Raw genomic sequence first — 12,985 nt, forward strand, 5'->3', positions numbered from 1 at the left:
AATCAGACTATTGCCTCGTTCGCTCTTATTCAAAGAACACTTTAAACCAATTCTTCATCTTAGATTTAGCTTTTGGTTTTTCTTCTGTTCTTGATTGTGCTTTTTCATTCTTCGTACTGCGTTTCTGATCTTGCGGTTGTTCTGTCGCTTCATAATCTGCTACAGAAGCAGCAATTTCTTTGCCTTGAATTTTAACATTTTTGTACGCAAATTGTATCAAACCAACACTTGTTGTGTACTGAGGTTCACGTACACCAATGTAATCAGGTATAGCTACCCTGACGTTACCTTGCAATAACTCCTTAGCAAGTTCTAACACTCCAGGAATCATCACGGTCCCGCCCGTTAAGACATAGCCACTTGGAAAGTCTCGATAGCCCAGCCTCATGATCTCCTTATAGATCAGCTCAAACACTTCTTCCATACGAGGTTCAATAATATGAGCTAAATCATATTGGCTGAATTCATCTTTTTCTCCACTGCCGATAGCAGAAACGCTAAAGCGCTCCTCATCAGAAGCTTCATCAATAAAAGAGTGCCCGTATTTTACTTTAATTCGTTCCGCTTCTTCCGTCGACACCCTCAGGCCAATCGCTATGTCATTGGTAATATGATCCCCGCCGATTGGAAGAACAGATGTTGACTGGAGTGTACCCTGTTCAAAAACTGATACAGTAGCGGAACCGCCGCCAATATCAATCAAACAAACTCCGAGATTCTTCTCATCTTTTGAGATAGCAACAGAACCAGATGCAAGCGGCTGCAGACAAATATCTGCAATTTGTAACCCTGCGCGTTCCACACATCTAAGTAAATTATGTAATATGGTCTTAGATCCAGTAATAATTGTACCTTCCATTTCTAACCTAACACCAATCATTCCACGTGGATCGTTAATTTCATCTAAACCATCTACTACAAACTGCTTCGGAATAACATCGATAATTTCTCGCTCTGGCGGAATAGATACAACTTGTGCAGCATCGATCACTCGAGCGATATCTTCATCACCAATTTCACGGTCAGGGCTTGAAACAGCGACAACTCCGTGACACGGCTGTAATTGAACATGGTTGCCATTCACTCCGACTATGACTTGTTTAATCGATAGCCCTACCATTCTCTCAGCTTGTTCAACTGCTCTTTTTATAGATCGAACAGTCTCATCAATATCTACAATTGCACCTTTTCTAATTCCTTCAGAATGAGTGTTTCCTACTCCAATTATATTAATTGTTCCGTTGGCCACTTCTCCTATGATTACTCGCACATTGGATGTACCGATGTCAAGACTTACATAGATTTCACTGTTGTTCAAACTGTGGCACCTCCTTTTAACTAATCCCGATTTTCATTGTTTCATAAGTTTTTTTAGAAATTGGGCTTACCATACCGAAGCTCAAATGTTGAATATTAGAATTATTCAACATTAAGCTTGGTTTTCCTTTTAAAATCGCTCATTTTCTTTTTTTTTCATTAATTTAATGGTTTTTAAGCTTGTCCTTCACTTCGTTTAGCCTGCCACTTAGATAGTAACATACGCCTGATCACTGCAATATTATTAAAAAGTCGCACACCAAAAGCAAAAATCGCTGCTAGGTATAAGTCTACACCAAGATGGACACCTAGAAAAGCCAAACCTGCAGCAAGTAAAATATTAAAGAAAAAACCGGTCACAAATACATTTGAGTCAAAGGTCTCCTGTAAGTGCGCTCGAATCCCGCCAAATAAAGTATCTAAAGCAGCCAAAACGGCGATGGATAAATAGTTTGAATACTCTGCAGGGACTCTAAATTCGGTCATTATACCTAATAAAACACCAAGAAGTAATCCTATTAACGGAAGCCACATCGAATGTTACCCCTCCTTTACTTCTTCCATATATCTTACGCGAGGTGTTTGATCGTATCCAGGCAATGTTAAGTCCCCCACTTGCTCCACTGTTAACATGAAACCATCTATTTCAAAATATTCAACAGACTCTGATACAATCATGCGGTTAGCAAGCCTCTCTGGATCATCCGTCAACACTTTCACTTTAAGAGGGGTAGGAGGAAGCCTGCGATAATTTAGGTGTGTAATTCCATTTACGTCCCTAAAAGCAGAGGTTGTAATCAGCCTTTCATCTGCTACTGCAATATGAGTGGCACCATATACATTCAGCTCGTTCACTAGATATCGAAAACGTTCTGGTGATGGTGTTCTTCTCATTAAATGAGGGGCTCGTTCATCATAAAAGGGCTCTATCGTAAGGATAACACCTGATCCGCTTACCTCAGTTAATCCAGCCTCTACCCGCAGGTCACTTATCTGCTGATCCAAAACATCTGTTAAATGATTTTGGTCGGAATTTTGAGGCGAACTGTACTGAGCTATTAATTCTTGCGCTTTATTTATTTCGTTCGTTAAATACCTTTCTCTCTCACGTTCTTGCTCAATTTCCTGACGCAATTCTCTTATGTCACGCGTATCACGCACAACAGGTTCTTGGGTTGTTTTAAATTGAATTGCGAGCATAAACCCGATAATAAAAACCACAATAGTAAAAATCCATTTACGTTCCAACAACCATCACCCACCCTCTGTTAAATATGGGTCGAGTTCAATTAACCCTTGCTGTTGGATTCTAATACTAATCCCGTCATTTAACAGCTGGTCCTTTACTCCTCCGACGAGAGAAATGGCTTGTTCAAACTTCTCTCCATCCCCAATAGCTGTGACCACAAACGGCGCATAAGATGTATTACCATCAATAATAATAACCGGCCCTGCACATTGAATGTAGGATTTATGAGAAATGCGATGTCCATTTATTGCAATAGCCTCTGCGCCTGCTACAAAGAGCTCATGAACTACTTTTTGAACATGGATCTCATGTACAATGTAATCATTAGGGTTTGACCCTTCAGGAACATAGGATGCATCTTCCAAAGTCACTTCTAATCCAGGTCCTTTAACAGGTACATTCCCTACCACCTTACGAAGCCGATCTAGATCTTCAATCAAATTTGTCGTACGAAGTTCTTGTTCCGCACTTTCAGATGCTATGTCGTCTTCAAGCAGCCGAACTTCTGTCTGATATTCCCTAAGTTCCTCTTGTAACTCTTGATTTCGCTCTTGTAAATGTGAAATCTGGTTACGAAGCTCATCCTCATGTCTCCACTGCCTTTCATAACCAGGTGTTAATTCAGCCTGTCTTTCATTCGTCAGTTCATAGCTCAGTGCCAGAATAAAGCCAGTTACGAGCAGAACGAAGGATAAGATTACATGTTTACCCTTCACTTTCAACTTCACTATCTTCTTCCTCCTCAAGGTCAAAATCCTCAAAATACGGACTCATCTTCATGTGTAATATCCCTTTTCTTGAAGGGTCAAGTTCTCGCACGATTGAAGGATAAGGAAGCATTCTAGAAGAGAAGTCTTTAATTGTGGAATGTACTTCTAACCCATCATTCATATGTATGATCACTTCATCTGATTCCGTCTCAGTCTGCGAATAGAAAATCTCTGACATTCGTGCGATTAATTGTTCAGGTGTATTGATCAACTCTTGAGCAAATTCCGTCAAGGCTTCTCCCTGCTCCCACCCAATTAAAATAGGAGCATCTGCAGGAAATTGATGTCGTGGCAGTTCACTTAAAAATGTGCCGCTTTCTAGCAATGGGTAATACTTGCCATCCGAATATAAATAACCAATACGGGAATGCTCATGCACATTTAAGACAACTGTAGTTGGGAATTTTCGGCTGATTGTGACATTGGCAATTTCAGGACGAATCAATAAATGATTGCGGATTTCTTCTTCATCAAGATTCCACATGCTTGTCCCAGTTGTTAACTGAGAGCTCTCAATCACTTGGTCATCACTTATTAAAAAATTCCCTTCTACTTCTATCGTTCGTATATGACTTAAAGGAGATTGAAAATAGACCATTAATAATAATAACAAAAAGAAAAGCGATAAAAAGAACAGCAGCCTTCTGTTGGCTCTTTGCTTACGCTGTTCTTTTAGTGAAGGTATCCGCTCATTAATGGTAACCACTTTTTCATTACTCATTGTCCATCCCCCGATTATCGTCTCCGATACAATAGTATAATAGCCGAATCCTTTTTCATAGGTATATAAGAGGGGCTATCTTTACATTTGTTTAATTATACCATAGACAAACGAGAGATTCACTGATGTTTAAGGGGTTTTAAGCTTTCTTCCAATCATTTCTACTTCTGTCTCCATTTCAATTCCTTTTGACTCTTTAATCGTTTCTTTAGCATGCTTAATTAAATTCAACACATCTTCAGCTTTTGCACTGTCAACATTTACGATGAAATTTGCATGCATATCCGATATTTGAGCACCGCCAATTTGGTAGCCCTTTAAGCCAGCTTCTTCTATCAAAGCACCAGCATGGTTTGGCAGTGGATTACGGAACACACTGCCGCATGTTGGATGACTCCACGGCTGTGTTTCGCGGCGATAATCTTTATTCTTTTGCATGTGTTTAACAATCTCTTCTTTCTCACCCTTTTTAAGCTTAAAGACTGCTTCTACACAAATCCCCTTTTCATGTTGAAGGCGTGATGTACGGTAAGAGAACTCCATATCGCTTCCCTTAATCCATTCAAGGCGGCCATCAGGGTACAGAACACGCGCCTTGATTAGTATATCTGCTACTTCCGCCCCATGAGCACCAGCATTCATGAAAACAGCTCCGCCCACTGAACCTGGAATTCCCCCTGCAAACTCCAAACCAGATAGACCTTGGCGGCTGATAATCGTTACTAATTTAATTAACGGATAACCCCCGCCCACTGTAATTTCTTCATCATCAATCTCTAAATGATCTAAGCCTTTACCAAGCTTAATGACAACGCCTTCGATCCCTTCATCGGAAACAAGCAGATTAGAACCTCTGCCGATTGCACGCCAAGGGACTCCTGCTCCCTTCACTATTTCCATCGTATTGATTAAGCCTTCTATATTTGCTGGTTCAACTAAAACATCAGCTGGTCCGCCGATTTTCCATGTTGTGTGCTGGCTAAGCGGCTCACTCACTTTAATCGTTCCAACTTCTTTTTCTTTTAACTTTTGAATAACATGCTCCATTCTTACATCCCTCTTTCTACAATCCCGCATTCTTCTTGATGATTCTATTTTTTGTCGCCTCGTATATCTTCATATTCTATGTGTTTTGCTACTCAGCGTGAAACGTCTTTTAAGACATTCATTAAATCATTCGCTGCCGTTGGCACACCAAGCTTTAACGCGGCACCATGCATCTTTTCCCACGTTTCTTGTTCATTAAACACCGAATCAATATCTTGTAGTAATTGTTCACCATTCATTTCTTTTTCAAGACGAACAATGGCAGCCCCGCCTTCTTCAAGAGACCTTGCATTTTTCTCTTGATGGTTATTTGTCACATAAGGACTTGGGATAAGAATACTTGGCAGGCCAAGTGCTGTCAGTTCTGCAAGTGTCGTTGCTCCTGCTCTTGCCACCACCAAGTCTACTGCCCCCAAAACATCCGGCATGTTATGAATGAAAGGTTTTATGATTACATTTTCAGGGCTGCCTGCCTCTTCTACCCTCTTAGCAACAGCATCAAAATGTACGGCACCTGTCACATAGATAAATTGATAGTTTCTAGTGGAAGCTTGCTTTAATACACTAATAAACGCATCATTAATCGGTTTTGCACCGCGGCTGCCACCCACAATTAAGACCGTTTTTTTAGTTTTATCCAGCCCTAGTGATTTTGCTCCAGCAGCTGCATTTACACTTTTTACCTCTGTTGCACGTGGATTCCCAGTAAATACCACCTTTTCTTTAGGGAAGTATTCAGATGCTGCATTAAAGCAGATAGCTACTTTATTTACATATCTGCTAAGAAATTTATTTGTTAAGCCAGGAACGCTATTCTGCTCATGAATAACCGTTGGAATTCCCATTTTTGCTGCAGCATAAACAACTGGTCCGCACACGTATCCCCCTGTGCCGATCACTACATCTGGTTTAAATTCCTTCATCATTCTCTTGCTGTCTTTTGTACCCTTTAAAAAGCGTAGCACGGTCTTAACATTATCCACTGATAGTTTCCGTCTAAATCCGGTGATATGTATCGTTTTAAATGGAATTCCCTCTCTTGGGACAAGTTCACTTTCTAGCCCTTTTTCCGTACCAATATATAAAATCTCTGCTTGGGGATCTTGTTTCTTTATTTCCTTAATTAAGGATAAGGCAGGATAAATATGTCCGCCTGTACCTCCACCGCTCACTACTACTCTCATATTGTACCTCCAACAATTGTTTCATATTGTTCATTTTATCACGAACAATGCTTGGTTTATACCGCAATTCTGTGTGATTTTTTGTAGGAATCGCCTACTACCGCTTGTTTCCCACAAAAAAGTGACTCTCCTGAAAAAAGAAGAGTCACATAAATGAGCCATATAGAAATCACATCCTGGCATGCCTGCTTATATTCAATAGAACTCCTACAGCAACGAGCATAAGCGTTAAAGAAGAACCTCCGTAACTTAGAAAAGGCAGTGTAATTCCTGTTACCGGCATTAAGCCAGTTACTACACCTATATTAATCATTACCTGAATCGCAATCATCCCGATTATTCCTACAGCCAAAAAGCTGCCAAATAAATCTGGTGCTCCTAAGGCTATCTTAATCCCCCGCCATAACATGATTCCAAATAAAATGATAACAAACAATCCACCTATGAAACCTAACTCTTCTGCTAAGATGGCAAAAATAAAATCAGTTTGAGGTTCGGGCAAATAGAAATATTTTTGACGGCTCTCCCCTAACCCCATCCCCATTAACCCGCCAGGACCAATAGCATAGAGTGATTGAATGATTTGAAATCCACTGCCGAGAGGGTCGGACCAAGGATCTAGAAATGAGGTAATTCGCTTTATCCGGTAGGGTGCTGATGCAATCAATCCGACGAAACCAGCAACACCAACCATAGCAAGCCCGACAAAATGACTTATTTTCGCCCCTGCTACAAATATCATCGCTACACAAGTCCCGACCATTACTGCTCCTGTACCAAGGTCAGGTTGAAGCATAATCATTCCAAAGGCAAGCATGACTAGCGAGAGAGACGGAATGAGTCCTTTTTTGAAAGAAACTATTCTTTTTTGATTCTCAGACAAATATTTAGCTAGAAACGCAATCATCGCCATTTTCATAAATTCAGAAGGCTGAATGGAAAATGCTCCGACACCAAGCCAGCTTCTGGCCCCGCCTCGAACGAGCCCAACACCCGGGATCAAAACGATGACAAGCAATATAAAACAAATAATCAATATTAATTTTGACCACGTTCTCCATGTCCAATAGTCCACATTCATAATAAAAATCATGACAACCACACCGACACCGGCAAAAAACAGCTGACGCTTGGCAAAGAAAAAAGCATCATCAAATCTGTATGAGGCCCATGCTTCTGATGCACTATAAACCATGATCAAACCAATCGTCAGTAAAGCAATCGTTGTTATAAATAATACATAATCTGGTGCATGTCTTTCTTTTTGCAATAGGGACACCTCATTTTAACCCATTTTGTCTTGCTGCTAAGCTGTCGCAGCCACCTTCTCTCTATACACCATATGTACAAACCTAGAAAAACATGTCCTAAAAAACATGCAAAAAAGCTGCTACCATTTTAGATAACAGCTTTCTAACCAATAATTATGCTATTCACTTTAATTTATCAACCGCAGCAACAAATTCATTCCCGCGTTCTTCAAAGGTCTTATATTGATCCCAGCTAGCACATGCTGGTGACAATAGAATAACATCGCCTTCTTCTGAAAGGCGGTAAGCACACTCTACTGCATCTTTTACACGGTCTGCATATTCCACTTCCGCAATTCCAGCTCCCTTAGCCGTACGGGCTAACTTCTCCTTTGTTTCTCCAAAGGCAACGAGTGCTTTTACATTTGAAAGTGAAGACGCTAATTCATCAAATTCATTTCCTCGATCTAGTCCTCCTGCAAGTAAGATTACAGGCTGGCTAAATGCTTCAAGTGCTTTTTTTGCAGCTAAAATATTCGTCGCTTTTGAGTCATTATAAAACAGTCGGTCGTTTATTTTCTTAACAAACTGCAAACGATGTTCAACACCGCTAAACGTCTTTAGAACATGTTGGATTTGAGTGACTTTTGCTCCCATTGTCATGGCAGCACCTACCGCAGCTAAGATATTCTCCACATTATGTGACCCAGGAAGAACGACCTCTGAGAGAGCGATAATTAATTGATCCTTAAAGTAGATAGAGCCTTGATTAACATAGACACCTTCAGACACTACTTCTTTTGTTGAAAAAGGAAGTTTTGCTGCTTTGCTTTTCTCGGCAACCTGACAGACAAGTGGATCATCTAGATTGTATACAAAGACATCGTCTTCTGTCTGATTCGCTGTTATTTTAGACTTTGCAGCTACATACTCTTCTTTTGTGCCGTGATAGTCTAGATGAGCATCAAAAAGATTTAACAAAACACTTACCTTCGGATGAAAGTTCTCCGTACCAAGAAGTTGAAAACTCGAGGCTTCTAAAACGATCACGTCGTCACTTGCTGCCCCCTTAACCACCTCACATGAAACCGTGCCGATATTTCCTGCAATAAGTGGATTCTTGGCACTTTTTTTCAGCATTTCATGAATTAACGTTGTGGTGGTTGTCTTGCCATTCGAGCCAGTAATCGCGATCATGTCAGCTTCAGATAAGGCAGACGTTAGCTCTACTTCCGTGATGACAGGGATGTTACGTCTAACAGCCTCTTTTACAATTGGATTATGATATGGTATGCCCGGATTCTTCACAACACACTCAAGCTCTTGATCTAAAAGAGATAACGGATGCTCTCCGCAAACAACTTTGATTCCTTTTTTCTCGAGTGCTTTTGCTTGATCATTTTCATCATAGGATTTTGCATCATTCACAATGACCTTTGCACTAAGCTCATGAAGCAGCAGCGCTGCTGCTTCCCCGCTTTTAGCAAGCCCTAAGACTAATACGTTTTTACCACGATACATTTCTGTATTTTTCATGTATGTTTACACCTCATTTACATCCATACCTCTAAGTATATTCCAAGCACCGCTAAGATCATCCCGACCATCCAAAATGTGACAACAACTCGCCATTCTGACCACCCTGATAATTCATAATGGTGGTGAAGCGGACTCATTTTAAATACTCGCTTGCCTCTTGTTTTAAATGAAATGACTTGAATGATAACAGAAAGAGTTTCAATAACAAATACTCCGCCAATTAACACTAACAATAATTCTTGTTTTGTTAAAATGGCAATAGCAGCAATCGCTCCTCCAAGTGCAAGCGACCCTGTATCTCCCATAAACACTTTTGCTGGATGGGCATTAAATACGAGAAACCCTAACACCGCCCCAACAATAGCAGCACTAAAAATAGCTACATCAATTAAGTCTGCATACCATGCCAAAATAGCAAACGCACCAAAAGCAATCGCACCCGTTCCTGCAAGAAGGCCATCAAGGCCGTCCGTTAAGTTAACGGCATTCGACGCACCAACTAGCATTACGATCACAAGAGGCAAATATAACCAGCCTAAATCAATGGAAATTGTTGTTGCAGGAATCATGATCTCTGTTGATATCCCAAGGTGCAGGAGTCCCCAGTAAAATAACCCGGCAATGATCAGCTGGCCTGCTAATTTTTGTTTAGAGGTTAATCCTAAATTTCGTTTTTTTACAACTTTAATATAATCATCTAAAAATCCAACAAGGCCAAAGCCTACTGTAACGAGTAAAAGCAATAGGATTTCCATGCTGAATGATAGATATTGAAAGGATACGAAGAGCGTCGTTGCAATAATAGACAATACAATAACGATTCCACCCATCGTAGGTGTTCCGCTCTTCTTTTGGTGAGACTCAGGGCCTTCCTCTCTAATACTTTGGCCAAATTTTAAACGTCTTAAAAACGGAATAAATAATGGTGATAAAATGACAGCAACTCCAAATGAAACGAGTAAAGTTATCAGTAAAACTCTTTCTAACATTGCTAATCATTCCTCCTTTCTTTTTGCATCTTTTTCTTGTTGTATTTAATCTTGCTGTTTATCTTGATACGCTGTTATCACTTCTTCAAGCTTCATTCCTCTTGATGCTTTAAACACAATGACTGTTTTCTGATCAACAAGCTTTGATAAGTGATCGGCGAGCTCCTGCTTTGTAGTAAAATGGGCAATTTCATCAAAAGTACTTGATGAAGAGATATGGCTCGCCTCTTCATAGATCCACTTTGCACGATCCCCAAGTGTCAGAACATGGGTAATAGGCGGCGTAATTACTTGTGCTACAGATTTATGTAACGCCTCTTCCTCCGTACCAAGTTCAAACATATCCCCTAGTACAACCACTCTCTTTTCATAGGAAGGGATCGCTTTTAGCGCGTCTATAGCAGCAATCATTGAAGTAGGACTAGCGTTATAAGCATCGTTCACGATAAGCTCACCTTTGTCCCCAGTAAGCTTTTCTAATCGCATGGAAGTGAGTGAGATTTGTCTAAGTCCTGTTTGAATCTTGCTTGTAGCTAACCCGAATTTACGGGCAACAGCTATACAATATGCGGCATTTTTTACATTATGTTTGCCTAGTAATGATAACTCAAAATGATGACCTTCTATGTTAAATTGATACCCGTCAACAGTCGCCGCTACATTTTCAACTAGGATATCTGCATGATTAAAGCCTACTCGCATAATGGAAGATTGTTTCCAGCCATCAAGTAAAGGCTCGTCACTATCAATAAAAAGAAAACCAGCTGGACTTAAGCCTTCTTTAATTTCCATTTTAGCTTTAGCAATTCCGGCTCTAGAGCCTAATTGCTCCATATGAGACTCGCCGATGTTTGTAACGATCGCCAAATCAGGTTTGGCAATCTTACTTAACCTTTCTATTTCACCATAGCCGCTCATACCCATTTCTAAAATCAGATACTTACACGTAGACGGCATAGCTAAAATGGTTAATGGCAAGCCAATGTGATTATTATAGTTACCTTGAGTTTTATATGTTTCACCCTCAAGTGACAAAAGAGAAGCCAAGATGTCTTTTGTCGTTGTTTTGCCATTGCTGCCTGTAATCCCAATGACTTTAGGATTAATTTTCACTCTGTAGGCACTTGCCATTTCTTGTAAGGCAAATAATGTATCCTTGACCACGTACAACTGAAAGTCATCCGGCAGGGCAGCTGGGACAGGTTGTCCTTCTTCCCAAAGTGCAGCTTGCGCTCCTGATTTTATAGCCGCATCGACATAATCATGTCCATTGAATCGTTCCCCTTTCAAAGGAACGAACAAGGCTCCTTCTACAATCGTTCTAGTATCAGTAGAAACGGCTGTAAACGACTGTTCTGTTTCGTTTAAACGAGTACTGATGGTCAGGCTTTCTAATAAAGATGATGTGAGCATGCTTACACCCTCTCCTCAATTGCTTGTTTTGCTACTTCTCTATCATCAAAGTGGGTTGTATTAGCACCAATAATCTGATAGGTTTCATGACCTTTTCCTGCAATAACTAAAATATCATCCTTGTTTGCATCATTAATTGCTTGATAGATCGCTTCTTTTCGGTCTACGCAAACTGTATAGTTTGAAGATTCGAGCCCATAAGTCATGTCATCAAGAATTTGTTTTGGATCTTCTGACCTCGGATTATCTGAAGTGAAGATCGCATTATCAGCATATTTTGTGGCAATTTTCGCCATCACTGGACGCTTTGTGCGATCTCTGTCTCCTCCGCATCCGACGACAACAGATATTTTCCCTTTCGCAAATTCCCTCACTGTTGTTAATACATTCTCTAAGCTGTCTGAAGTGTGTGCGTAGTCAACAATAACAGTATAATCTTGGCCTGCATCGACCGGTTCAAAACGGCCTGCTACTCCGTGTACAGCTTCTAAGCTTTTCTTAATTTGTTCTAAAGGAATACCGGATGCAATGGCTGCACTTGCTGCAGCTAGCGCATTATACACACTAAACATACCAATAAGCTTCATCCCTATTTCAATTGACTCTGTTCTTGCTTTAAGTGTAAATGTTGTTCCCCTTGCTGTAATCTCGATATCCTCTGCCATAATGTCTGCCTTATTTTTCACACCATATGTAAGGACATCTACCGTCGTCATTTTAAGTAATTCATTGGCTGCTTCATCGTCACGATTTAACACTGCAACTTTTCCTTCAGTGAAACGATTTCCGAGCTGAGCAAACAAAAGCCCTTTAGCAAAAAGATAGGCTTCCATCGTTTCATGATAATCAAGATGGTCAGGTGTAAGGTTTGTGAATACCGCAATATCAAAGTCACACCCCCGAACACGGCCTAGATGAAGAGCATGTGAAGAGACTTCCATTAATGCTGTCTCTACATCAGCATCTACCATTTCTTTAAACCTCTTTTGCAAAGTGATCGATTCCGGTGTTGTATTTTGGGTTTTCAGCTCTACATCACCAATTTTAGTGTACATGGTGCCGATAAGACCTGTTCTTTTATTGGCATCATTCATTATTTGTTCAAGTAAATGGGTGACGGTCGTTTTACCATTTGTTCCTGTAACCCCAATTAAATTCAATTTAGATGTGGGATCTCCGTAAAATAGATTAGCAAGACGAGCCATTGTGCGCTTGGTATCTTGCACAATAATCGTTGGCACCTCGACACCTTTGACTTCACGCTCAGCAATAAGAGCAACTGCCCCTTTTTCAACTGCTTGTTTGGCAAAATCGTGGCCATCCACTGTATATCCTTTAATACAGAAAAACAATGTTCCCGAAACGACTTCTCTAGAATCCATTTCAATATGAGTAATCTCTGGATCCCCTTCATTTTTCCATTCATATGATCTTAACACGTTCGTTAATTCGCTTAATTTCATCATGTTTAACCCTCACATTCAAACCTTTTTCTATCATCGTTAC

General features: G+C 40.4%; 12 protein-coding genes. All 12 read right to left on the reverse strand.

Annotation, left to right across the window (positions count from 1 at the left end):
* Positions 1–25: 25 nt before the first annotated feature.
* A complete protein-coding gene (gene ftsA, locus PQ478_RS14320; protein ID WP_289234676.1) occupies positions 26–1,318 on the reverse strand; it encodes a cell division protein FtsA in 1,293 nt (430 codons plus the stop codon).
* Positions 1,319–1,491: 173 nt separating this feature from the next.
* Entirely contained in the window at positions 1,492–1,851 is a 360-nt protein-coding gene (locus tag PQ478_RS14325; protein WP_012959482.1) for a small basic family protein, read from the reverse strand.
* A gap of 6 nt (positions 1,852–1,857) precedes the next feature.
* A complete protein-coding gene (locus PQ478_RS14330) occupies positions 1,858–2,568 on the reverse strand; it encodes a DUF881 domain-containing protein (RefSeq protein ID WP_075682610.1) in 711 nt (236 codons plus the stop codon).
* A 3-nt stretch (positions 2,569–2,571) separates the two neighbouring features.
* Complete coding sequence (locus PQ478_RS14335) at positions 2,572–3,294, reverse strand: DUF881 domain-containing protein (protein ID WP_289234677.1); 723 nt, start codon at positions 3,292–3,294, stop codon at positions 2,572–2,574.
* The gene (locus PQ478_RS14340; protein ID WP_289234678.1) at positions 3,272–4,057 is read right to left on the reverse strand and encodes a cell division protein FtsQ/DivIB; all 786 of its coding nucleotides are present in this window, start codon (positions 4,055–4,057) and stop codon (positions 3,272–3,274) included. Before PQ478_RS14340 ends, PQ478_RS14335 begins: the two co-directional genes overlap by 23 nt.
* Positions 4,058–4,186: 129 nt before the next feature.
* The gene (gene murB / locus PQ478_RS14345) at positions 4,187–5,104 is read right to left on the reverse strand and encodes a UDP-N-acetylmuramate dehydrogenase (protein WP_289234679.1); all 918 of its coding nucleotides are present in this window, start codon (positions 5,102–5,104) and stop codon (positions 4,187–4,189) included.
* Positions 5,105–5,196: 92 nt separating this feature from the next.
* Positions 5,197–6,288, reverse strand: coding sequence for an undecaprenyldiphospho-muramoylpentapeptide beta-N-acetylglucosaminyltransferase (gene murG / locus PQ478_RS14350; RefSeq protein WP_289234680.1), 1,092 nt, complete (start codon positions 6,286–6,288; stop codon positions 5,197–5,199).
* A gap of 169 nt (positions 6,289–6,457) precedes the next feature.
* Complete coding sequence (spoVE, locus tag PQ478_RS14355) at positions 6,458–7,558, reverse strand: stage V sporulation protein E (protein ID WP_012959488.1); 1,101 nt, start codon at positions 7,556–7,558, stop codon at positions 6,458–6,460.
* 163 nt (positions 7,559–7,721) lie between these two features.
* Positions 7,722–9,074 (reverse strand): UDP-N-acetylmuramoyl-L-alanine--D-glutamate ligase, encoded by a 1,353-nt coding sequence (gene murD / locus PQ478_RS14360; protein WP_289234681.1) that lies wholly within the window; start codon positions 9,072–9,074, stop codon positions 7,722–7,724.
* 17 nt (positions 9,075–9,091) lie between these two features.
* Complete coding sequence (mraY, locus tag PQ478_RS14365) at positions 9,092–10,066, reverse strand: phospho-N-acetylmuramoyl-pentapeptide-transferase (protein ID WP_012959490.1); 975 nt, start codon at positions 10,064–10,066, stop codon at positions 9,092–9,094.
* 45 nt (positions 10,067–10,111) lie between these two features.
* Entirely contained in the window at positions 10,112–11,479 is a 1,368-nt protein-coding gene (locus PQ478_RS14370) for a UDP-N-acetylmuramoyl-tripeptide--D-alanyl-D-alanine ligase (protein WP_289234682.1), read from the reverse strand.
* 2 nt (positions 11,480–11,481) lie between these two features.
* A complete protein-coding gene (locus tag PQ478_RS14375; RefSeq protein ID WP_289236986.1) occupies positions 11,482–12,942 on the reverse strand; it encodes a UDP-N-acetylmuramoyl-L-alanyl-D-glutamate--2,6-diaminopimelate ligase in 1,461 nt (486 codons plus the stop codon).
* Positions 12,943–12,985: the final 43 nt, after the last annotated feature.

The organism is Alkalihalophilus pseudofirmus (genome assembly GCF_029094545.1).
GTDB lineage: Bacteria > Bacillota > Bacilli > Bacillales > Bacillaceae_D > Alkalihalophilus > Alkalihalophilus pseudofirmus.

What these genes read in the sequence shown, in the direction of transcription:
- murB (WP_289234679.1), bottom strand. Translation starts at nt 5,104, where the DNA reads ATGGAGCATGTTATTCAAAAGTTAAAAGAAAAAGAAGTTGGAACGATT.
- murD (WP_289234681.1), bottom strand. Translation starts at nt 9,074, where the DNA reads ATGAAAAATACAGAAATGTATCGTGGTAAAAACGTATTAGTCTTAGGG.
- PQ478_RS14375 (WP_289236986.1), bottom strand. Translation starts at nt 12,942, where the DNA reads ATGAAATTAAGCGAATTAACGAACGTGTTAAGATCATATGAATGGAAA.
- PQ478_RS14370 (WP_289234682.1), bottom strand. Translation starts at nt 11,479, where the DNA reads ATGCTCACATCATCTTTATTAGAAAGCCTGACCATCAGTACTCGTTTA.
- PQ478_RS14325 (WP_012959482.1), bottom strand. Translation starts at nt 1,851, where the DNA reads ATGTGGCTTCCGTTAATAGGATTACTTCTTGGTGTTTTATTAGGTATA.
- mraY (WP_012959490.1), bottom strand. Translation starts at nt 10,066, where the DNA reads ATGTTAGAAAGAGTTTTACTGATAACTTTACTCGTTTCATTTGGAGTT.
- PQ478_RS14340 (WP_289234678.1), bottom strand. Translation starts at nt 4,057, where the DNA reads ATGAGTAATGAAAAAGTGGTTACCATTAATGAGCGGATACCTTCACTA.
- murG (WP_289234680.1), bottom strand. Translation starts at nt 6,288, where the DNA reads ATGAGAGTAGTAGTGAGCGGTGGAGGTACAGGCGGACATATTTATCCT.